The sequence below is a fragment of the Leclercia sp. UBA5958 genome (assembly GCF_002430365.1).
Taxonomy (GTDB): Bacteria; Pseudomonadota; Gammaproteobacteria; order Enterobacterales; family Enterobacteriaceae; genus Enterobacter; species Enterobacter pneumoniae.
Window position 1 is genome coordinate 414,078 of record NZ_DJCE01000001.1, and the last position, 22,013, is coordinate 436,090.

The following is a 22,013-nucleotide window of genomic DNA, read 5'->3' on the forward strand; positions in this document are numbered from 1 at the left end:
CACAGTCATCGTGTCCTTAAATTTATAATTTATTCACAAACTGAATAACTTGATCTTGCTCACATATAATCAATCATGATTGAATATAATCATTAACAAGAAATGCAAACCCGGAGTGGGGATGAAAGTGAACAGCAAAAGAGAGGTCGTAGTCATTGCCGATGACTTTACCGGCGCTAACGATGCGGGGGTGAGCCTGGCGTTGCGCGGTAAAAAAGTCAGTGTGGCGTTTCAGACTCCCTTTACCGGTCATGCCGACGCGCTGGTTATTAATAGCGATAGCAGGGCGCTAACGGCATCAGAGGCCGCTGAAAAGGTGGCGGGCTATGGTGCTGAAATGCGCCAGGCACAGTGGCAGGTGAAAAAAATCGACTCCACCCTGCGGGGTAATCCCGGGGCGGAAGTGGAGGCGCTTCTGCAGGCGACCGGCCAGCGTCAGGCGATTATCGCGCCGGCGTTTCCGCAGGCCGGGCGTACCACCGAGCAGGGTGTCTGTCGCGTGTTCGGCCTACCGGTGACGGAAACCGAATTCGCCAGCGACCCCAAAACGCCCGTGCGGCATGCGCAGATTGCCGCAGTGCTGGCAGAGCAGACGGCGCTGTCAAGCCAGGTGGTTACGGCGTCGACCCTGGCCGCAGCCCTGACTGGCGACACCCGATTACTGATTGTGGATGCCCAGAGCGATGACGATCTGGATCAGATCATGGCCGTAGCCGCAGCCTGCGACCCGCGTCCGTTGCTGGTGGGTTCTGCCGGACTGTGTGATGCCCTGGCGCGTCACCTGGCGCGTCCGCGTCCTTTATTGGCGGTGGTTGGCTCGATGAGTGAAATCGCGCAAAAGCAGATTCTGCGAGTACGCCAGCAGCAGAACGTCCGCTCGATCTTTATCGACATCACCGATCTCTTTCGCGACGGAATAAGCGGTTATGCGCAGCAGATTAGTGTGGCGCTGGCGGCTGGAGAACACTGCGTGGTGCACACCTGTTCCGATCACGCCGCGCGTCATCAAATTGACGCGCTGTGCCAACAGTACGGGCTGCGTCGTGCGGCGCTGGGTGAGCAAATCAGCACATTTCTGGGCGCGCTCACGAGCCAGGTGCTGGAGAGCAGCAACCCGGCAGCGTTATATGTCTCCGGGGGGGATGTGGCAATGGCGGTAGCCAGTGCGCTTCACGCCGAAGGGTTTGAAATCACCGGGCAGGTGGCGCGCTGCGTACCCTTCGGTCGGTTTTTAGGTTGTCGCTGGCAGGGGCCAGTCATGACCAAAGCGGGCGGTTTTGGTAGTGAAACCACGCTGCTTGAGGTTCTGCATTTTATCGAGGAGAAGATGAGTGACTAATATCATTGCTGTAACGATGGGCGACCCGGCGGGCATCGGCCCGGAGATCATTATCAAATCCCTGACCGGGGGGGAACTCTCTGGTGCACCGATCGTGGTGGTGGGATGCGCAGAGACGCTGCAGCGCGTACTGGAGAAGGGCATTACACCTGCGGCCGAATTACGGATGATTACCCGCGTCAGCGATGCCCACTTTGGCCCGGCTATCATCAACGTGCTCGACGAACCCCTGGCCGATCCGCAGGCCTTGCAGCCCGGCGTGGTACAGGCTCAGGCCGGCGATCTGGCCTATCGCTGCGTGCGGCGCGCTACCGAGCTGGCGATGGCCGGAGAGGTAAAAGCCATTGCCACCGCTCCGCTGAATAAAGAAGCGCTGCATCTGGCGGGCCATCTCTATCCGGGGCACACCGAGCTGCTGGCACATCTGACCGACAGTAAAGACTACGCGATGGTGCTCTATACCGATCAGCTTAAGGTCATTCACATCACCACCCACATTGCGTTGCGCAAATTCCTTGATACCCTGAACCCGGAAAGGGTAAAAACGGTGATTGGCATTGCCGATACCTTCCTTAAGCGCGTAGGCTACACCAACCCGCGCATCGCCGTGGCGGGGGTGAACCCGCACGCGGGAGAGAATGGTCTTTTTGGCGATGAAGAGATCACCATCGTTGGCCCGGCCGTCGAGGCGATGAAAGCGCAGGGGCTGAATGTCTTTGGACCCTGCCCGCCGGACACGGTCTTTATGCAGTGCCATGAAGGTATGTATGACATGGTGGTGGCGATGTATCACGATCAGGGGCATATTCCCTTGAAACTGCTTGGGTTTTATGATGGTGTCAACATCACCGCCGGGCTGCCGTTTATCCGCACTTCCGCTGACCATGGCACCGCGTTCGACATTGCGTGGACAGGTAAAGCGAAGTCTGAGAGCATGACGGTTTCTATCCAGTTAGCGATGCAAATCACACGGGAATAATATGAAGGGATATAACCGGTTAGAGCAGATAATGGACTACCTGAAGGGGCACAATCTGGTGACGGTTGACCAACTGGTGGCCGTGACTGACGCCTCCCCGGCGACCATACGTCGGGATTTGATTAAGCTCGATCAGGAGGGGGTTATCAGCCGTACCCACGGCGGCGTAACCCTGAACCGGTTTATTCCTTCCCAGCCCACCACCAGTGAAAAGATGCAGCGCAGCCTGGCTGAAAAACATGCCATCGCCTGCGCGGCGGCGAGCTTCGTTAAGGCCGGCGATGCGGTGGTGCTGGATGCCGGCACCACCATGATTGAACTTGCGCGACAGCTGACGCATTTGCCGCTTCGCGTCATTACCAGCGATCTGCATATCGCGCTGTTTCTTTCAGAGTTTAAGCAGATTGAGGTCACCATTATTGGTGGGCGCATCGATGACTCCAGCCAATCCTGCATCGGCGAACATGGCCGCCGTCTGCTGCAAAACATCTGGCCGGATATTGCGTTTGTCAGCTGTAATGGCTGGGATGTGGAGCGAGGCATAACCTCGCCAACGGAAGAAAAAGCGGCGTTAAAGCGCGATCTGATTGCTAATGCCCGCCGTCGTATACTGCTGGCAGACAGCTCAAAGTATGGCGCCTGGTCGCTGTTTAACGTTGCGCACCTTCACTCGCTGACCGATATCGTGACCGACCGCCATCTGGATGAAGATGCGCAACAGACGCTAAGTCAGCTCGACGCCACCCTGACGCTGGCACCCTGAGCGTCAGGGCAGACGAGCAATATTGGCTTTAATGACCTCTACCGACTGGCGGAATTTTTGTTGCTCCTCTTCCGCCAGTTTCAGTTCGATAATCTGCTGAACCCCGCTCTGCGCCAGTACGGCCGGTACGCCAATCGCCACCTCATCGACGCCATATTCCCCCTGCAGAATGCAGGAGATCGCCAGCGCCCGGTGGCTGCCAGTAAAGATATTGCGGCAGATTTCAGCGATGGTTCCGGCGATACCGAATTCGGTGCACCCTTTACGGGCGTAAATCTCAAACCCTTGCTTGCGCACGCGTTCGGCCAGGGCGTCGAAGTCCAGGGTATTGCCGGTATGGCGTTGATAAACTTCGGCGATAGGTGAGCCGTAGACCGATGAGTGCGACCACACCGGGAACTGGGTATCCCCATGTTCACCCAGAATAAAGGCATCGATGCTCTGGGCGCCAATATCCAGCGCTTGCGCAAGGGTGCGGCGTAAACGGGTGGTGTCCAGCCAGACGCCAGTACCGATCACCTGACTGCGCGGCAGGCCGGAGAGCTGCCACACCTGCCAGGTGATGATGTCGCACGGATTAGTGGCGATCAGGAAAATGCCCTTAAAGCCGCCCGCCATCATCTGCGGCACAATACTTTTGACAATGTTAGCCGTCCCGGTCAGCTCATCGAGCCGGGTCTGGCCGGGCTTTAACGCGCCGCCGGAAACGGTGATCACCGCGATATCCACATCCGCGCAGTCGCTCACTTCGCGGGTGGAAATGGTCATCATCCCCGGCATGTAGGCCGCGGCGTCGGCCAGATCCCAGGCGTGCCCCTCGCTGCGCGCCTTATCAAGATCCACCAGCAGTAGCTGTTCGCAGATATTCTGGTTTAACAGGGCGTAAGCGGCGGAGGTGCCGACATTACCGGCGCCAATAATCATCACTTTACGGGCTTTGGTGTGCATTGTTTTTCCTGAGGTTTTAACCGTTAACTGCCTTCAACGTTACGCCGCGGGAACGGGCGGCGCAACGGGCGCGGGTAGCTATAAGTTTAAAATATGAATAACCCGTCATAGTGAAGGGGTAGGGTAGAGAAAAACGACAAAAGGAGCCTGCTATGTATTCAATTACCTCTGAATCACCCGCTCATCCGGACATCGTTACGCTGATTGCCGCGCTTGACCGGTATCAAGGCGAACTCTACCCGGCTGAAAGTAACCACCTGCTCGATTTAACGGCGCTGCCCGCCGACAGCCTGATTATGATGGCGATCCGCGATCTGCAGCTACGCGCCGTGGGATGCGGCGCCATTGTGCTGAACGGTGACGGTACCGGCGAGATGAAACGGGTCTATATCGATCCGACGCATCGCGGGCAGCACCTGGGAAATCGATTGCTGGCGGCGCTGGAGGATGAAGCCCTGAGCCGCGGCTGCCATACTCTCCGCCTTGAGACGGGCATTAAGCAGGATGCCGCCATTCGTCTTTATGCCCAGCAGGGATATCATTTCTGCGAGGCTTTCCCGCCCTACGCCGCCGATCCGCTAAGCCATTTTATGGAGAAGGCGCTGGTGGCTGATGTTCGTTTAGCAGCGCTATAAAAGCCTCCAGTTGCCGGGTCATTGCTCCCCGGCGCCAAACCAGCCAGGTGGTGAGCCAGCGCCAGTTTTCGGCCAACGGCCAGGCCTCGACCTGATGATGTCCGGGCATACTTTCCAGCATCGAGCGCGGCATCAGGGCAATACCCGCCCCGGCAATCACGCAGGCCAGCATGCCGTGATAAGACTCCATCTCGTGAATCCGACCGGGCGTGGCCCGGTCGGCATGGAACCAGCTTTCTAAATGGCGGCGATAAGAGCAGTTTGCGCGAAACGCGTAAACGTCCTGACCACTTACCTCGGCGGCGCGCGCCACCTTCGCATGACCCGCCGGCACCACCAGCATCATCTCTTCCCGGTAGACCGGCATCCCTTCCAGCTCCGGATGCGTTAATGGCCCGTCAACGAAGGCCGCGCTGAGTGTCCCCTCCAGTACGCCGTCGATCATGGTGCCGGAGGGGCCGGTCGCCAGAGCGAATTGTATGCGCGGATAGCGCTGGTTGAATTGCGCCAGCGAGGCGGGAATGCGCACCGCAGCGGTACTCTCCAGCGCCCCCAGAGAGAAAAGTCCCTGAGGTTCATCGCCAGCCACCACCATCCGCGCCTCATCCACCAGGGCGAGGATCTGCCTGCTGTAACGTAAAAAATTATGCCCGGCAGGAGAAAGCCGCAGGCGCTGGTTTTCGCGGATAAAGAGCGCCACGCCCAGGTCGGCCTCCAGCTGTTTAATACGGGTGGTGAGGTTAGAAGGGACGCGGTGCACCTTCTGCGCCGCCAGGGTGATGCTCCCCGTCTGAGCTACGGCGTTAAACATTTCCAGCTGCGTTAAATCCATGCCATTCTCGATTCGTGAAAAAGGTGGTCAATATTATTCATTTTTCAGAAATAGCAGACCAGGCCACACTTAGGCAACTGTTATTCACTGGAGCACAAGATGAATTACTCCTCAGCTACACATGCTTTTTCGGTCAATCCGACGACCGGTGAAACCCTTGCCCGCTGGCCGTGGGCCACGGCGTCTGATGTTGAGACGGCGATCGCCAATGCTGATGCGGGCTACCGCCAGTGGCGTACCGTACCGCTGGCCAATCGCGCGCAGCTTCTGCGGGATCTCGGCGCGGCACTGCGCCAGCACGGCGAAGAGATGGCCCAGACCATTGTCCGTGAGATGGGCAAACCTCTTGTTCAGGCGCGGGGCGAAGTGGCGAAATCCGCCAGCCTTTGCGACTGGTATGCCGATCACGGTCCGGCGATGCTGAGCCCGGAAGCTACGCAGGTGGAAAAAGCGGTCATTGAGTACCGTCCCCTGGGGCCGATTCTGGCGGTGATGCCGTGGAACTTCCCGCTGTGGCAGGTATTACGCGGCGCGGTACCGATTATTCTTGCCGGTAACAGCTATCTGTTGAAACATGCGCCCAACGTGCTGGGATGCGCGGATCTGATCGCCCGGATATTTACCGCCGCCGGCTTCCCGCAGGGGGTATTCGCCCAGATCAACGCCACCAACGAAGGGGTGAGCCAGGCGATTAACGATCGGCGTATCGCCGCCGTGACCGTCACCGGTAGCGTACGCGCCGGGGCCGCCATCGGCGCCCAGGCCGGGGCGGCGCTGAAAAAATGCGTGCTGGAGCTGGGCGGTTCCGATCCCTTTATCGTGCTTAACGATGCCGATCTGGATCTGGCGGTCAAAGCGGCGGTCGCGGGGCGTTATCAGAACACCGGGCAGGTCTGCGCCGCCGCCAAGCGATTTATTGTGGAAGCGGGCATTGCCGGGGCCTTTACCGAGCGCTTCGTCGCCGCTACCGCCGCACTGAAGATGGGCGCGCCGGAGCAGGAAGAGACCTTTATCGGGCCGATGGCGCGGTATGATCTGCGTGATGAACTGCATCAGCAGGTTCAGGCCTCCCTGGCCGAAGGGGCGACGTTGCTGCTGGGCGGCGAGAAAATAGCGGGCGAGGGCAACTATTATGCGCCAACCGTACTGGGTAACGTTACGCCTGCAATGACCGCGTTTCGCCAGGAGCTGTTCGGGCCGGTTGCGGCCATCACCGTGGCGAACGATGCCGCCCATGCCCTGGCGCTGGCTAACGACAGTGATTTTGGCTTGTCGGCAACGGTCTTCACCACCAGCGATACCACTGCGCAGCAGTTTGCGGATGGGCTGGAGTGCGGCGGGGTGTTTATCAACGGCTTTAGCGCCAGCGATGCCCGCGTAGCGTTCGGTGGGGTGAAAAAGAGCGGTTTCGGTCGCGAGCTGTCCCACTTTGGTCTGCATGAGTTCTGTAACGTGCAGACAGTGTGGAGAGATCGTCTGTAACAAAACCCGGTAAAGGCCTGCGGATCGCAGGCCTTTGTCATGCTGCTGAAATAGTTCTGTCATTTATAAACCGTAGACTCGCTGGCGTCTAACGTCTTGTTACAGAACACAAATATGAACCTAACGCAAATTTTTCGTCCCCTTGTTCAGCGACTCAGGCCACGGCAGTTTGGCCTGCTGGCGGGGATCTTCTGTATTATTGCGCTTTTCTCCGCACTGCAAATCTCCTCCTCCGTGCTGCTTACGTTCTCGCTGAGCGACGCCCAGCGCAACGATCAACGAAATCAACTCGCCCTGACCCAGCAGGAAAAGCTCGACGAGGCGCGTATCGCTCTGCTGTCGGCAAGCGATCTGCTCAACCGTGCCGGGGTCTACTTTATGCAGGACAAAGAGACAGGTTCTGAAGGGAGCTGGCAAAGCCTGATGGACGAGGCACGGAGCGCCCTGGCGGCTTCGGGAAAGGCCTGGGCGAGCTGGCAGGCAATGCAGCCGCGACAGGACGACGCGCTGGTGAGCAGCTATCAACTCTTCTTCGGTGCGATTCAGGAGCAGGTGGAAGGGCTCGTGAAAACGCAGTCCATTGACGCCTTCTTCGCTGTACCGGCCCAGGCATTCCAGGCCGATTTTAACGACAACTATGCGCGCTATCAGCAGACCAGTAGCCAGCTTGCCGCCGAGGGGCGCCAGCGTCTGACCAGTAGCCTGTCGAATCTACAGGCGCTGTTTATGCTCTCTCCGCTACTGCTGGTGGCCATTGCTGTACTGGTCTGGTTTGGCATGTCGCGCTGGGTCATTACACCGCTGCGCGGCCTGATTGGCTGGATCAATCAGCTGGCCGCAGGGGATCTTTCAGGTACGCCGCCTGCGATAAAACAGGTCAACCGGGAGATTTCGCAGCTGGATGACAGCATTCATACCTTGCAGTGCGGCCTGCAGCAGCTGGTGAGACAGGTGAGCGACGCCACCACGGCGATGGTAGAGAATATCGGCTCGCTGGCCGAGGGGAACCGGGCGTTATATCACCAGTCCACCCTGCAGGCGCGAGAGCTGAAAGAGGTCACCGCCCATATCGCCACCCTCGAGACTCACGTGGAAGGTAACACCGGCTATGCGAAGCTCGCCAGTTCTCGCGCCGACGAGGCCCGCCAGGTGGCGGCAGGCGGGGATCGCATGATGGCTACCGTTAATGCCTCGATGGCGGCCATCGTCGAGCGCTCGTCTGAAATGCGCGGCATCGTAGCAATGATTGATAACGTCGCGTTTCAGACCAATATTCTGGCGCTCAATGCGGCGATAGAGGCGGCTCACGCCGGTAATCAGGGGCGAGGATTTGCCGTAGTGGCGCGGGAAGTCGGGCTGCTGGCCCGCAAGAGCAGCCACTCGACCCAAACCATCCAGGAGCTGATTAACCGCTCCCTGCAGGGGATCGATGACGGTTCGCAGGCGGTGACCCGACTGGAAGATAACCTGCAGCAGGTCATGAGCCTGGTGGGGAATCTCTGCAGCCTGCTGAATGATATCTCGGTGGCGACCCTGAGCCAGGGAGAGAGCATTCACCATATGACCCGCCAGTTGCAGGGGTTGAACAACGTGGCGCAGCAAACCGATCTCCTGGTGAACACCGCCACCGAAGCGTCTCAACGCCTGCATGATGAGTCGGGTTTGCTGATTCAGGCGGTTTCGCGTTTTCGACTTCCAGCCTGACGCAATACATTTGCCTCTGGTATACTCGCAGCCCGTTTTTGGGCTGTGAGCAAGGAGTAAGACGTGGCTGCGGTCATCGACAATCAGATGCTGGAAGAGATTCTGGCGCAGGTGCGCCCATTACTGGGGCAGGGTAAGGTAGCTGATTACATTCCGGCGCTTGCCTCGGTAAAGGGCAATAAGCTCGGCATCGCCATCTGCACCCTCGACGGACAGCAGTTTCAGGCCGGTGATGCCACCGAACGCTTCTCAATCCAGTCGATCTCCAAGGTGCTGAGCCTCGTAGCGGCCATGCGCCAGTACGACGAGCACGAGATCTGGCAGCGCGTGGGAAAAGATCCCTCCGGACAGCCGTTCAACTCGCTACTCCAGCTTGAGATGGAACAGGGAAAACCGCGCAATCCCTTCATTAACGCCGGGGCGCTGGTGGTGTGCGATATGCTGCAAAGCCGCCTCAGCGCGCCGCGTCAGCGGATGCTGGAAATTGTGCGCCAGCTCAGCGGCCAGTCGGATATCACCTACGACACCACCGTAGCCCGTTCGGAGTTTGAACACGCGGCGCGCAATGCCGCCATTGCCTGGCTGATGAAGTCGTTTGGCAATTTCCACAACGACGTGACCACCGTTTTGCAAAACTATTTCCACTACTGCGCGCTGCGGATGAACTGCGTAGAGCTGGCGCGCACCTTCCTGTTTCTGGCCCACCAGGGTTCGGCTCCCCATTTGGGGCAGGAGGTGGTGTCACCGCTACAGGCACGGCAGATTAACGCCCTGATGGCGACCAGCGGCATGTATCAAAATGCCGGGGAGTTTGCCTGGCGCGTGGGGCTGCCGGCGAAATCGGGCGTGGGCGGCGGCGTGGTGGCGATTGTTCCCCATGAGATGGCCATAGCCGTCTGGAGCCCGGAACTGGACGAGACGGGTAATTCACTGGCGGGGGTCGCGGCACTGGAGCAGCTCACCCACCGACTGGGGCGTTCTGTATACTAATGACTGATTTCACTCCGCTGTTTACCCGGCTGGCACGTTCGCCGTTTCGTTCCAGTTTTCGTCTGGGAGTGAAAGAGCGACAGTACTGCTGGGATAAAGGGGCAGAAACTATCGATCAGCATGCGGCCGATTTTATTGCCAAACGGTTAGCCCCGGCGCGCCCAGCGAAGGATGGCAAACAGACGCCGATGCGTGGACACCCGGTGTTTATTGCACAGCATGCTACCGCGACCTGCTGTCGGGGCTGTCTTGCCAAATGGCATAATATTCCGGAAGGGGTTGCACTGACCGCCGCGCAGCAGCACTATGTTGTCCAAGTCATTCATTTCTGGCTGGTGCAGGAAATGAACGCAAAACGTTGATGGGTACCGCAGTGTTACCTCTGTGTTATATATTGATGCTAATCTTTTAACACTTCCGCCAGCCGCTAGATCATTGTCTGTCACAAGCAGTGATATGGATAGAGATTGAATGTCAGCTTCTCCTTTCTTCAGATTTACTTTCTTTGCTAAGAACAACCCGTTACGTAACGCGGTGTGGATCTTTTTGTTAACCACGCTGTTTTACTTTATCGGTGCGAAGTTACGTCTGATCGAAGCGCTGTCGGTCTTCTGGCCGCTTAATGGCGTGATGGCCGGGATTTTTGCCCGCTATATCTACCTCAACCGGTTGCGCTACTACGCCATCTCATACGTGGCGATGCTGGGTTACGATGCCATCACAACCAACTGGGGTATCGCCTCGCTGGTGATCAACCTCTCGAATATGGCGTTTATCGTGACCCTGGCGCTGCTGGTGATCCGCGATAAACGGCTCAATAAAGGTACGCCGGATCCGCTCAACGCCCTGCGCCTGTTTGGCTACTGTCTTGTTGCTGCGCTGTTTTGTGCGTTAATCGGGGCGGCGGGTGCTGTGGGTATTGCCAGTCAGACCTTCTGGCCGTCGGTGGCCGACTGGTTCAGTGAACAGTTCTCTACCGGGGTGCTGATTGTGCCCTGTCTGTTGACCATCCGGTGGCCTGAACTGACTCGTCAGGTTCGCCTGCAAAATTTGATGCCAGTAGCGGCGCTGATCGTCTCGGTCTTCGCCTCTGTATTGATCGGAGGTGCCGGGAGCCTTGCCTTCCCGCTGCCTGCGCTCATCTGGTGTGCAGTACGCTATTCAGTGCCGGCAACCTGTCTGTTGACCTTCGTGACCGGTGCTACAGAGATCACGCTTATCGCCAACTCGATTATTGATATCGCCGTGACGTCGCCCCTAACCACGCCGATGATGTTTTCGGCGCGTCTGGGGGTCGCTACCATGGCGATTTGTCCGGTGATGGTCGCAGTGAGCGTGGCGGCGATCAACTCGCTTATCCGCCAGGTCTCGCTGCGCGCGGACTATGATTTCCTGACCCGTGTTTACTCCCGGTCCGGACTGTACGAAGCGCTCAAACATGAGGAGTCGCACCGGCACCCTCGCTTCCTGACAGTGATGTTGCTGGATATCGATTACTTTAAAAGTATCAACGATAACTATGGCCATGAGTGCGGCGACAGGGTGCTCCAGGCGTTCGCAGAACAGGTGCAAACCACCGTGGGAGAAGATGGTCTGGTGGCGCGGATGGGGGGCGAAGAGTTTGCGGTGGTCGTCAACTCTCCATCGGCACAGCAGGGCTATGCGCTGGCCGAACGCATCCGGGCCTCTATTGAGCAGCATCCCTTCCACTGGCGTGGGCAGACGCTCTTCATCACGGTCAGCATTGGCCTGGGAAGCGGTAAATCTGAATCCTGGCAACTCACCGAGGTCTTTAACCGTCTGCTGACCGAAGCGGATGATTATCTCTATCGTTCGAAAAAAGCGGGACGAAATCGTACCAGCGGTCGGCTGGACGAAAGGGTCCAGCCTGCCGAAAATACCACCGCGCGTGAACAGGTATAACCGCGCAGACCAGTCTGGCTGCGGGGTTTATATCATTGTTTAACAGATAAATATCTTGCTACGTATTTTTAACGCCAATACTATAACAGGGTGATTGTATCGGAAAAAACGTGTGATGAACGGAACTGACCAAATCAGTAAGCCCCCCCGCATACCAGGAAGTCGGTTCGTCAAACGCATGTACTTGATGCGGATCCTTGGCACCTTTCTTTGCTTTATCCCTATCTGCTCCGTCTTGGTAGAGCAACACCGCTCCGGCTGGCTAATTGGCCTGTTGGCGCTGAATGCCTTTGTCTGGCCAACTCTCGCCTGGATGCGCTCACGTCACTCCGCAACGCCGCTTAAAACCGAGCATCAGAACCTGATACTCGATGCAGGGGCCGGCGGTTTCTGGATTGCGATGATGGCCGCCAATCCGCTTCCTTCGGTGACCATTGCCACCATCCTGCTGGCGGATCGCCTGTCAGCAGGCGGTGTACCCTTAATGAAAAAGGCGCTGGGGCTGATGGTGGCCGTATTTCTGGCGACGTGGTTGACTCAGGGTATGGCACTGGTTGCTGAGGTGTCTCAACGTACCATGTACGCCACGCTGCCGCTGATTGCCGTCTATTCCCTGGCGCTGAGCGTGCTGACCGACAGCATTGCCATTCGCCTGCGCCTGAAATCCCGTGAGCTGGAACGCATCGCGATGATGGATCCGCTGCTGGATATCGCTAATCGCCGCCTGCTGGAAACACGCATCGATCATGAACTGAACAAGCTGCGTAAAAGCTGTCATGAATCGGCGCTGATGTTTATCGACATTGATAACTTCAAAGAGGTGAATGACCGTTTCGGCCACAAGGTAGGGGATATGCTTTTGGTGACAGTGTCACATATTCTGCATGTTGCTACTCGGACAACCGACACTCCCGCGCGGCTGGGCGGGGATGAGTTCGTCATTTTACTCCCTGACACCTCCCTCGAAGAGGCCCGGAGCGTGGCTACCCGTATTATGGATGCCGCTGCTATTATTGATGAAGTTGCCGATGAGCCGGTGCTGTGTACCGTAAGTATCGGTATTGCCAGCGCCACGAGAGAGATGAAGAGTGTTACTGACTGGTTACAGGCTGCAGACACCGCGCTCTATCAGGCGAAACGGGAAGGTAAAAACCGCATTTTTGCCCATTGATTCACTGCAAGATGCGCTAAGCTTTTAAAAAGGACGCCCTCCGGAGACGACATGAAACCACCCATATTCCCTGCCAACGAAGCGGAGCGTCTTGCATCGCTGCGCGATTCAGGTCTCCTTGAGGCCAATTTACACCCAACCTGCGATCGATTGACCAGGCTGGCGAAACGGTTATTTGATGTGCCCATGGCGATGGTGAATCTGGTGAGCGAGCATACCGTCCTGGTGAAGTCGGCCGTGGGCATGTCCGAGGCTGCCCAGCCACGGAACATCTCTTTTTGCGGGCATACCATTCTTTCATCCTCGGCGCTGATCGTGCCCGACACCCTGAAAGATGAACGTTTCCTCGATAACCCCCTGGTAACCGATGACCCGCCGGTCCGCTTTTATGCCGGTTATCCTCTCAGCCTGCCGAACGGGGCGGTCGTAGGTGCTCTGTGCCTGCTGGACAACCGGCCGCGACAGTTTAGCGAGCAGGATATCGCCAGTCTGCGTGACCTGGCGGCGCTGGCAGAAGTGGAGTTTTCTGCCGTCAGTTCGGCCATCACCGACGACCTGACCGGGCTCTATAACCGCCGGGGCTTCCACCATATGGCGACCTGGGGTATCAATAACGCCCGTCGTCGCGCCGAACCACTGACGCTGGCCTGGCTCGATCTGGATCGTTTTAAGCAGATTAACGATCGTTATGGTCATGCGGATGGCGATGCGGCCCTGAAGGCCATGGCCGATTTGCTGAAAGCCACCTTCCGGGAGGCCGACGTGCTGGCGCGCTATGGCGGAGATGAGTTCGCCATTCTCTTTACCAACAGTGATGAGAAGGGCGCCTGGATTGCAATGCAGTTTCTAACGGAACAGGCGGCAGTCTGGAATGAGCACGCCCAGCACCCGTGGGCGCTCTCCTTCTCGTGGGGGGTGAGCGAGTTTGATCACGATCGCGATGACCTGCATAGCTGGTTACGCACCGCCGATGAGAAGATGTACTCCATGAAACAGCAGCGCGGTACCGGACGCGTATCATAAGTAAATCCTCTTGTGTTAATAAAACGTTAAGAGCAAGCTGATGTGGTTGATTATGGAGAAAATAATGACCACATCACTCGCTATTTCATCTCTCTCGCGTGAACAAATCCTTACGCATCTTCCCGCTTTAGCCGACATTCTGCACAACTGCGTACAAGGTGGCGCATCGGTAAGCTTTATGTTGCCGTTTACCCAGGATCAGGCCTGCGATTTTTGGCGCGGCGTTGCCGATAGCGTTGGGCGTGGCGAACGCGTTGTACTGGCCGCGGCCCGCGCCGATGGCGAACTGATCGGTACAGTGCAGCTCATTACCGACCAGCCGCCAAACCAACCCCATCGCGCGGATGTCGCCAAGTTGCTGGTCCATGAAAATGCGCGTCGTCTCGGGGCCGGTCTACAGCTGATGCAGGCGCTCGAGCAGCACGCCCGTTCCCACAATAAAAGCGTGCTGGTGCTGGATACCGCCACCGGTAGCGGGGCGGAAACCTTCTATACCCGTACCGGCTGGCAAAAAGTGGGCGAGATCCCGCGCTATGCGCTGATGCCTGGCGGCGAAATGACGGCGACCTCGGTGTTCTACAAATTTTTATAGTCTTTAGCAAAACTGCTACAAGCTTTGATCAAAACGGGGGTTAGTGGTCGTAAAGTTTTGGTAAGTTATTACACCAATCTTATCAGGCTGTATGACTAATCATAAAAGGAACCCCCTAGTGAACACACTCAACCGTCGTGATTTCCCCGGTGCCCTCTACCCTGAACGTATCATCCAGTTTGGTGAGGGCAACTTCCTGCGCGCGTTTATCGACTGGCAGATTGACCAGCTAAACGAGCATACCGACCTCAATGCCGGCATTGCGATTGTGCGTCCGATTAAAAGTGATTTCCCCCCGTCACTCAGCACTCAGGACGGCCTGTATACCACCATCATTCGCGGTCTGAATGAGCAGGGTGAAGCCGTGAGCGACGCGCGCCTTATCCGCTCTGTTAACCGCGAGATCAGCGTCTACGATCAGTACGATGAGTTTCTGAAGCTGGCGCACAACCCGGAGATGCGCTTTGTCTTCTCGAATACCACCGAAGCGGGGATCAGTTACCACGCCGGAGATCGCTTCGACGACGCGCCTGCCGTCAGCTACCCGGCCAAACTGACCCGTCTGTTATTTGAGCGTTTCAGCCACTTTAACGGCGCCAGCGATAAAGGCTGGGTGATTATTCCTTGTGAACTGATTGACTATAACGGCGAGGCGCTGCGTGAGCTGGTGCTGCGTTATGCCCAGGAGTGGGCGCTGCCGGCGGCCTTTACTCAATGGCTGAACGAGGCCAACAGCTTCTGTTCCACCCTGGTTGACCGTATCGTCACGGGCTATCCGCGTGACGAAGTGGCGGCGCTCGAGAAATCTCTGGGTTATCACGACGCCTTCCTCGACACCGCCGAACACTTTTACCTGTTTGTGATTCAGGGGCATAAATCTCTGGCCGCCGAGCTGCGTCTCGACCAGTTGCCGCTTAATGTGCTGATTGTGGATGACATCAAACCCTATAAAGAGCGCAAAGTAGCCATTCTGAACGGGGCGCATACCGCGCTGGTGCCGGTGGCCTTCCAGGCCGGGCTGGATACCGTTGGCGAAGCGATGAATGATGCGCAGATCTGCGCCTTTGTTGAGAAAGCCATTTACCAGGAGATTATCCCGGTGCTGGATCTGCCGCGCGACGAGCTGGAGTCATTCGCCAGCGCGGTGACGGGGCGTTTCCGCAATCCGTACATTAAGCATCAACTGCTGTCGATTGCGCTCAACGGCATGACCAAATATCGCACCCGTATTCTGCCGCAGTTGCTGGCAGGGCAGCAGGCGAGCGGTAAACTCCCGGCGCGCCTGACCTTTGCGCTGGCTGCGCTGATTGCCTTCTACCGTGGTGAACGTAACGGCGAATCCTACCCGGTGCAGGATGATGCCCACTGGCTGACCCGTTTCCAACAGCTCTGGGCTCAGCATCGTGATAAGCAGATCGCAACCAGCCAACTGGTCACTGCGGTTCTGAGCGTAAGCGAACACTGGGAGGAAGACCTGACGCAGGTGAAAGGTCTGGTCGAGCAGGTGACGCTGGATCTGGATGCGATTTTGCACCAGGGGATGCGTGCGGCGGTGGAGCCGCTGTGCTAATTCTTCTGCCTTAACTGTACCCGGCTGCGGCCGGGTTTTTCACCAAGCCCATTAGTTACAACATACTATTTTGCTTTTTTGATTAAGGTCGGGCACCGTGCGCACTGTCAGAGGTCTGGCAAGGGTGCAATACTTCTTTAACATACTTGCAACCGTGACAACGATCACGTTTAATAGTCGCCGCTCTTAATTCTTCAGAAGCTGACTATGATCGTTCGTCCTCAACAGCACTGGCTGCGGATGATATTTGTCTGGCACGGTTCGGTGCTGGTTAAAATTTCCTCCCGCCTGTTTCTTAATTTTTTGCTCTCTATTGCCGTCATTATCCTGTTGCCCTGGTATACCTCACTCGGCATCAAACTGACCGTAGCGCCATTCAGTATCCTCGGCGTGGCGATAGCGATCTTCCTCGGGTTTCGTAACAACGCCTGTTACTCACGCTATGTCGAGGCGCGGCAACTCTGGGGCCAACTGATGATTGCTTCCCGCTCGCTGTTCCGCGAGGTGAAAAACACGCTACCCGATGATCCGGCACTGGGTGAATTTGTGCGTCTGCAGATTGCCTTCGCCCATTGCCTGCGTATGTCGCTCCGCCGCCAACCGCAGGCCAGCCAGCTGGCGAACTACCTGTCACCCGAAAACCTGCGCCACACGATGGATTCCAGTACACCGGCAAATCGCATTTTGTTGATTATGGGGGAGTGGCTGGCCGTACGGCGCCGGGAAGGGCAGTTGTCCGATATCCTCTTTCACAGCCTCAATAACCGTCTGAATGATATGTCTGTGGTGCTGGCCGGATGCGAGCGTATTGCCAATACACCGGTACCGTTCGCTTATACGCTGATTTTGCATCGCACGGTCTATCTGTTCTGCATCATGTTGCCCTTCGCCCTGGTGGGGGATCTGCATTACATGACGCCGTTCGTTTCGGTGTTGATCTCCTATACCTTTATCTCTCTCGATGCGCTGGCAGAAGAGCTTGAAGAGCCATTCGGCACTGAAAACAATGACCTGCCGCTGGATGCTATTTGTAATGCGATGGAAAGAGACCTCCTACAAATGAACGACGAGCAAAAGATCCCGCCGCGCATCCTGCCTGATAAGTACTACCAGCTAACCTGAAACGGTTCGGGGCGGTTGGCAACGCTGGCACGCCTCGACGTTTATTATCCCATCGGTAAACGCGACCAAGCCGCCAGCCAGGCCTTGCGCGCAGGACTAACCTGCAGTAGCGTCGTTATCCTGTCCGCTATCTGGAAAGGAATCATGAATATCACCATTACGCCCGCGCAGCCTGAACAGTTTGCCGCGTTGCGCGCCATTGAATTGGCGGCATTTGATACATTACGGCTCGCCGGCGCGGTCAGCGGCGAGGCCTCTGCGGCAAGCCTGGACGAACTGGGTGCCTTGCGCGAGGAAGGGGTGTTACTGACGGCTTTGACGCCGGAGGCGGTGCCGGTCGGTTTTGCAGCAGGCAGCGTGGAAGAGAACTGGCTGCATATTGCTGAAGTGGATGTGCACCCTGACTGGCAGCGTCAGGGCGTGGGGACTCAGTTGATGCGGGCGATACTTGATACCGGGCGAGCCCGTGGTCTTGTTGGGGCAACCCTGACAACCGATCGCCTGGCAGCATTTAATGCGCGTTTTTACGCCACGCTGGGTTTTGAAATAATCGAAGGGTCAGCAAGGCCGTGTCATTTGGCGGATCGGATCACCGATGAAATCAACAGCGGGTTCGATCCCGCCCGACGTGTCGCTATGTTGATGCGCTTTTAATTGATGTAAAACCCGCCAGGCGATTCCCGGCGAGTTATCTCACAGGCTGGGATATTTCCCATCCTCATCCACCAGGTAAATCTGTGTTAAATACCATTTTTGCTTCTCCTGCTTAAAATGGTACTCATACACGGGCGAATAGTACTCAGCCGACAGCTGGGTGGTGATAACCGCCTCCTGCTGTTGAATGTTTTTGCCGATAATTTTCTCCCGCGCCGGGTCGTGCGAAGCGTCAGAACCATAAGCGACGGGCTCACCGTGAAAGTCAGGTTGGGTATATTTTTTTAGCAGTGCGGCATAATTTTGCTCCGCCGTTTTCATCGCATTGACATCATCTGGACGACGATTCTGGAAGGATTCATCGTTCCAGATTTTATAATCATGCTGAAATGCCACTACCATCTGCTCTGGTGATGTAGCCATTGCCTCAGTCATACATAGCACTCCCGAAAGGAATAAAAGCAGAGAAATTAGCCTGTTTTTCATCGTGTCTTATCCGCCTGCGCAGACAGGGATAAACGTTGCCATCCGGTCAAAAGGCCCGTTCCGGCCAACATTTATGCTCCATGATCTTCTCTCTTTTGCCACCAGCGCGGGAATAAACACGATTTTCATCTCTCATTACTCCTTAAATTCAAACAGTTCAGAACATAGCCAGTGGACTACGCTTGCGCCAATCGTCTCGTGAAAGAGTAAAGAGCAGGCTCGGGGGCGCGTTCTTCACGTCGTCAACTTCACGGCTATAGGTCAGCCCCGTTTTCATCAGCACCTTTTGCGATGCGAGATGGTTACTCCGTACCACGGCAGAAATTTCACTCAGTCCGAGCGTCTCAAAGCCGTAATGCACGACAGAGAGAGAAAACTCTGTTGCCAGTCCTTTACCCCAGGCGTCGGTGGCAAAACGATATCCGAGATTATTGATAGTAATGTCGGCATAACGGCTGATGCTTAATCCCCCAAAGCCAATGATCTGTTCAGGATTTTCGCGTAACGCGATCGCCCAGTTGCCGAATCCCTTATCGCGCCAGTGCGTGAGCCAGCGTTCAAGCACCGCTTCTGCATGCTGGAGAGAGGGATAGGGGCCTGCGGGGTTAAATTGATTGGTCGCCGGGTCACCATAAATGCTGAACAGCGTTTGTGCATCGGTCTCTGTGACAGGCCGAAGTTGCAGGCGTTTCGTTTCTACTATCACACTCTTCTCCCGGAGTTTATGGTCAGATGCTGCCAAGAAAAGCATTGAACATTTTTAGCCCTGCGTAAAGCGCTAATAACAATGGTAAATGAGTACAAGGCTATGACGTTTCACCGGCCCTCCAGGCCATGACTCACTCCCGGATTGCCTCTTCTAAGAATTCGATAAACGCTCTGACCTTCGCATTCAGCGCCGATCGTTCATGAACACAGGCGAAAATCGTCATCGGCACGGATTCCGTATCGTGACAAAACAGAGGGACCAGCTGTCCATTATCAATAAAGGGCTGTGCGACAAAGCTTGCCAGACGCGCTATCCCGCCGCCGTTGACGGCAATTCTGGCAATAATATCAATATCATCACTGATAAATTTTGGGTTGAGTTTGGCGTTAACCTGCTGGCCGTTGACGGCGAATGTCCAGGGAAGGAAACGTCCATCTGTGGGATAACGAAATACCAGACAGGCGTGATGGCTCAGTTCATCCGGCGAGCTGGGAGTTCCGGCTAGCGCCAGATAGGCCGGTGCTGCGCAGAATACAAAGGGGAGGGAGGCGATTTTACGGGCGATAAGCTGATCGTTAAGTTGCGCCTCGATGCGGATACTCACATCCACCCCTTCGAGGCGATGATCGACGTTACGGTCGGTTGCGATCAGTTCCACCTCAATATCGGGAAAAGCCTGATTAAAAGCCGGCATGAGCGGGGCGATAACATGGCGACCAAACGCGGCCGTGGTGGCTATGCAGAGCGGGCCCTGCGGTCGACTCTCCGTGGCCGCGGCCTGCGAAGCGATCTCAATATCCTGCGGAATATGTCGAACTTTCTCGAAATAACGTTTTCCGTTTTCGGTTAACGTCATGCTCCGGGTAGTGCGCGAAATCAGACGCACCCCTAAATGCGACTCCAGCCGGGATAAGCTCTGGCTCACCGCCGCTGGGCTCATCCCTTTTGCCCGCGCCGCGGCAGCGATGCTTCCATTCTCGACCACCCGAATAAAATTGCTGATTAGCCCTAACACGTCCATCGCGTCTCCGAGGTTCTATTCATCACATTCTCTTAATAATGATTAAAGCACAGCCGCTCTACTGAGAGAACGCTTAACTTGTTAGTTTAGCGGCTGTTTTCACCTGACAAAATCAAGAAGGACGGTTCATGAACGACACCATCGCAAACAAAACTCCCCGTATTCGCTTGCCAAAGCACGCCTCACCTTACGTTTTCGCACTCTATATGGCGACCATTATGGCCTTTCTGATGAGCCTGGTTATTACCCTGGCTGAATTCGGCGCCGGCCCGCATTACATGGAAAATGTGATGAATGCTTATCAGGTTGCCATGCCGGCGGCCTTTTTCTGCATCCTCGTGGTCCGTCCGGTGGTGAGCCGTCTGGTCGGATTGACGGTTCACGGCTGAAAACGGCTCGTTGTGCTATGACAAACAGAGGGATATCCTTTTATCTCTTACGGATATCTCTTTGTTTAGCTTCGCAACCTTTGCAGGTTTCACGCTTATGCCAGACACGACTATCGAAACGCTTCTGGAAGCCCAGGGCCCCTGCGGTATGCTCAGGGGAACGTTACTCTCGCCGGTCCCTTCTCCTCAACAGGTCGTTTTCATTCTTCCCGGATCCGGACCCACCGATCGGGACGGCAATAACCCGCTGGGCGTGAGTGCGTCTACCTATCGACATTTGGCCCAGGCGCTGGTCGCGTACGGCATTGCTACGCTCCGTATTGATAAGCGCGGGATGTTCGCCAGCGCATCCGCCGTGCCTGATGCCAATGCGGTAACAGTGCAGGACTACGTTGATGATGTTCGTGCCTGGATAGCAGTGCTAAAACGCGAAGTGCCTACCGCCGCCGTCTGGCTACTGGGCCACAGCGAAGGCGGCGTCGTGGCGCTCGCTGCGCAGGAAGAGGAGGTAAAAGGGGTCATGCTGGTCGCAACGCCAGCGCGTCCGCTGGGTGAAATCTTGCGTCAGCAGCTGGCAAACGCCGCGCTTCAGGAGGAGGGCAGCGCTATTATTGCCGGGCTCGAGCAGGGTTGCCGTGTCGATGTTGCACACGCCCATCCGGCGTTGCAAAGCCTCTTTAATCCCGCTGTTCAAGGCTTTCTTATCGATCTCTTTTCCCGCCATCCGCAGGCCATGATCGCTACCGTGCGCAAACCGCTGCTGATTTTACAGGGCGAGCGCGACCTGCAGGTAGAGCCGGAGGAGGCCCGGCGCCTCAGCGCGGCTAACCCCAATGCCACTCTGGTCCTGCTCCCGGATACCAATCATGTACTGAAGTCGGTTCGCTCCGATAGCCTGCAAGAAAACATGGCGGCTTATTCCGATGCCTCGCTTCCGCTGGCGCCCGGGGTGGTTGCTGCCATTACGCAATTTCTTGCCCGGCACTGAATATTGGCTCTGACATCCTGCCGCCTTTTCATGTTAAAAGATTATTACGCGTCTCGACGCGGATCACGCGATGTTCATTTGAAACCGCACATCGCAAACGCCTGTATTTCATAATCAAAAATAACAACAATAAGGAGAGACGATGCAGTTGAGAAAAGCGCAGGCGCATGAAGCCGAAGCGTTGTGGAATCTGCGTAATCTGGCGATCCGCCACGGTTGTGTCAGCAGTTATAGCCCGGAGATTATCTGTAACTGGACCCCTGAGGCCATGCCCGAACATTACCGTAAGATGATTATCGATAACCCGTTTTATGTTATTGATGCCCAGGGCGTACTGGTCGCCAGCGGTTATCTCGATCTGAATGCTGCGAGCGTAGAAGCGATTTTTACCCTGCCAGGCTACACCGGCAAAGGGCTGGCATCGCAAATTATTGCGGCTATTAAAGATGAGGCGATCGCGCGGGGTATAGCCCGGCTGACGCTCGAAGCGACACCGAATGCCGCCGATTTTTACCTGCGCCACGGGTTTGAGTGGCTGGGTGAGAGTATGCACCCGTCGGCAATGGCCCGCGCCGAGCTGCGCTGCGTCAATATGGCCATCACCCTCTAAATTTTTCCCTTGTTTGTATCACAGTGTATATAGCGCCGGGTCCGATACGCAGGCATGCAGTTCGGCCCGGTTGTGCACACATT

General features: G+C 56.4%; 23 protein-coding genes. 18 read left to right on the plus strand and 5 right to left on the minus strand.

Features of this window, described 5'->3' with window-relative positions; translation table 11 throughout:
- Positions 1–121 precede the first annotated feature (121 nt).
- The 3 genes from dtnK to B2Q93_RS02090 are packed head-to-tail and all read left to right on the plus strand — an operon-like array spanning position 122 to position 3,081.
- Entirely contained in the window at positions 122–1,339 is a 1,218-nt protein-coding gene (dtnK, locus tag B2Q93_RS02080) for a D-threonate kinase (RefSeq protein WP_286931689.1), read from the plus strand.
- Positions 1,332–2,318, plus strand: a complete 987-nt coding sequence (locus B2Q93_RS02085) for a D-threonate 4-phosphate dehydrogenase (protein ID WP_286931690.1) — start codon at positions 1,332–1,334, stop codon at positions 2,316–2,318. The genes dtnK and B2Q93_RS02085 overlap by 8 nt, the downstream gene beginning before the upstream one ends.
- A 1-nt stretch (position 2,319) precedes the next feature.
- On the plus strand, positions 2,320–3,081 hold the full coding sequence (locus B2Q93_RS02090; RefSeq protein ID WP_286931691.1) for a DeoR/GlpR family DNA-binding transcription regulator: 762 nt from the start codon (positions 2,320–2,322) through the stop codon (positions 3,079–3,081).
- A gap of 3 nt (positions 3,082–3,084) precedes the next feature.
- On the opposite strand, the gene B2Q93_RS02095 is transcribed toward B2Q93_RS02090, so the two are convergent.
- Entirely contained in the window at positions 3,085–4,029 is a 945-nt protein-coding gene (locus B2Q93_RS02095) for an L-lactate dehydrogenase (protein WP_286931692.1), read from the minus strand.
- A 152-nt stretch (positions 4,030–4,181) separates the two neighbouring features.
- Here B2Q93_RS02095 and B2Q93_RS02100 point away from each other — a divergent pair, with 152 nt between their 5' ends.
- Positions 4,182–4,664 carry a GNAT family N-acetyltransferase gene (locus B2Q93_RS02100; protein WP_286931693.1) on the plus strand — a complete coding sequence of 161 codons (483 nt, stop codon included), beginning with the start codon at positions 4,182–4,184 and terminating at the stop codon, positions 4,662–4,664.
- On the opposite strand, the gene ptrR is transcribed toward B2Q93_RS02100, so the two are convergent.
- Positions 4,618–5,496: a putrescine utilization regulator PtrR gene (gene ptrR, locus B2Q93_RS02105; RefSeq protein WP_046885616.1), complete on the minus strand. Its 879-nt coding sequence runs from the start codon at positions 5,494–5,496 to the stop codon at positions 4,618–4,620. The genes B2Q93_RS02100 and ptrR overlap by 47 nt on opposite strands.
- A gap of 99 nt (positions 5,497–5,595) precedes the next feature.
- Here ptrR and sad point away from each other — a divergent pair, with 99 nt between their 5' ends.
- From sad to B2Q93_RS02160, 11 genes are all read left to right on the plus strand, one after another.
- The gene (gene sad, locus B2Q93_RS02110) at positions 5,596–6,978 is read left to right on the plus strand and encodes a succinate-semialdehyde dehydrogenase (RefSeq protein ID WP_286931694.1); all 1,383 of its coding nucleotides are present in this window, start codon (positions 5,596–5,598) and stop codon (positions 6,976–6,978) included.
- 114 nt (positions 6,979–7,092) lie between these two features.
- The gene (locus B2Q93_RS02115) at positions 7,093–8,682 is read left to right on the plus strand and encodes a methyl-accepting chemotaxis protein (RefSeq protein WP_286931695.1); all 1,590 of its coding nucleotides are present in this window, start codon (positions 7,093–7,095) and stop codon (positions 8,680–8,682) included.
- Positions 8,683–8,745: 63 nt separating this feature from the next.
- Positions 8,746–9,672 carry a glutaminase B gene (glsB, locus tag B2Q93_RS02120; protein ID WP_040075734.1) on the plus strand — a complete coding sequence of 309 codons (927 nt, stop codon included), beginning with the start codon at positions 8,746–8,748 and terminating at the stop codon, positions 9,670–9,672.
- Complete coding sequence (locus tag B2Q93_RS02125) at positions 9,672–10,034, plus strand: DUF4186 domain-containing protein (protein ID WP_046885619.1); 363 nt, start codon at positions 9,672–9,674, stop codon at positions 10,032–10,034. The genes glsB and B2Q93_RS02125 overlap by 1 nt, the downstream gene beginning before the upstream one ends.
- Before the next feature lie 109 nt (positions 10,035–10,143).
- Positions 10,144–11,595 carry a GGDEF domain-containing protein gene (locus tag B2Q93_RS02130; protein WP_286931696.1) on the plus strand — a complete coding sequence of 484 codons (1,452 nt, stop codon included), beginning with the start codon at positions 10,144–10,146 and terminating at the stop codon, positions 11,593–11,595.
- Positions 11,596–11,773: 178 nt separating this feature from the next.
- A complete protein-coding gene (locus tag B2Q93_RS02135) occupies positions 11,774–12,766 on the plus strand; it encodes a diguanylate cyclase (RefSeq protein WP_233802462.1) in 993 nt (330 codons plus the stop codon).
- A 51-nt stretch (positions 12,767–12,817) separates the two neighbouring features.
- Positions 12,818–13,789, plus strand: coding sequence for a sensor domain-containing diguanylate cyclase (locus B2Q93_RS02140; RefSeq protein WP_046885622.1), 972 nt, complete (start codon positions 12,818–12,820; stop codon positions 13,787–13,789).
- A gap of 64 nt (positions 13,790–13,853) precedes the next feature.
- Positions 13,854–14,381 carry a GNAT family N-acetyltransferase gene (locus B2Q93_RS02145; protein ID WP_233802461.1) on the plus strand — a complete coding sequence of 176 codons (528 nt, stop codon included), beginning with the start codon at positions 13,854–13,856 and terminating at the stop codon, positions 14,379–14,381.
- Between the two features lie 118 nt (positions 14,382–14,499).
- Positions 14,500–15,951, plus strand: a complete 1,452-nt coding sequence (locus B2Q93_RS02150; RefSeq protein WP_233802460.1) for a tagaturonate reductase — start codon at positions 14,500–14,502, stop codon at positions 15,949–15,951.
- 207 nt (positions 15,952–16,158) lie between these two features.
- On the plus strand, positions 16,159–17,073 hold the full coding sequence (locus tag B2Q93_RS02155; RefSeq protein WP_212476152.1) for a bestrophin family protein: 915 nt from the start codon (positions 16,159–16,161) through the stop codon (positions 17,071–17,073).
- Between the two features lie 144 nt (positions 17,074–17,217).
- The gene (locus B2Q93_RS02160) at positions 17,218–17,727 is read left to right on the plus strand and encodes a GNAT family N-acetyltransferase (RefSeq protein ID WP_233802459.1); all 510 of its coding nucleotides are present in this window, start codon (positions 17,218–17,220) and stop codon (positions 17,725–17,727) included.
- A gap of 39 nt (positions 17,728–17,766) precedes the next feature.
- On the opposite strand, the gene B2Q93_RS02165 is transcribed toward B2Q93_RS02160, so the two are convergent.
- The 3 genes from B2Q93_RS02165 to B2Q93_RS02175 form a co-directional block, all read right to left on the minus strand.
- Entirely contained in the window at positions 17,767–18,213 is a 447-nt protein-coding gene (locus B2Q93_RS02165; protein WP_233802458.1) for a hypothetical protein, read from the minus strand.
- A gap of 157 nt (positions 18,214–18,370) precedes the next feature.
- Positions 18,371–18,919, minus strand: coding sequence for a GNAT family N-acetyltransferase (locus B2Q93_RS02170; protein ID WP_286931697.1), 549 nt, complete (start codon positions 18,917–18,919; stop codon positions 18,371–18,373).
- 133 nt (positions 18,920–19,052) lie between these two features.
- Entirely contained in the window at positions 19,053–19,943 is an 891-nt protein-coding gene (locus B2Q93_RS02175) for a LysR family transcriptional regulator (RefSeq protein WP_212476144.1), read from the minus strand.
- Between the two features lie 128 nt (positions 19,944–20,071).
- On the opposite strand from B2Q93_RS02175, the gene B2Q93_RS02180 reads away from it, so the two are divergent.
- From B2Q93_RS02180 to B2Q93_RS02190, 3 genes are all read left to right on the plus strand, one after another.
- On the plus strand, positions 20,072–20,332 hold the full coding sequence (locus B2Q93_RS02180; RefSeq protein ID WP_040075719.1) for a DUF2798 domain-containing protein: 261 nt from the start codon (positions 20,072–20,074) through the stop codon (positions 20,330–20,332).
- 97 nt (positions 20,333–20,429) lie between these two features.
- Entirely contained in the window at positions 20,430–21,320 is an 891-nt protein-coding gene (locus B2Q93_RS02185) for an alpha/beta hydrolase (protein ID WP_233802456.1), read from the plus strand.
- Positions 21,321–21,462: 142 nt separating this feature from the next.
- Positions 21,463–21,930 carry a GNAT family N-acetyltransferase gene (locus tag B2Q93_RS02190; RefSeq protein WP_233802455.1) on the plus strand — a complete coding sequence of 156 codons (468 nt, stop codon included), beginning with the start codon at positions 21,463–21,465 and terminating at the stop codon, positions 21,928–21,930.
- The last annotated feature ends 83 nt before the right edge of the window (positions 21,931–22,013 follow it).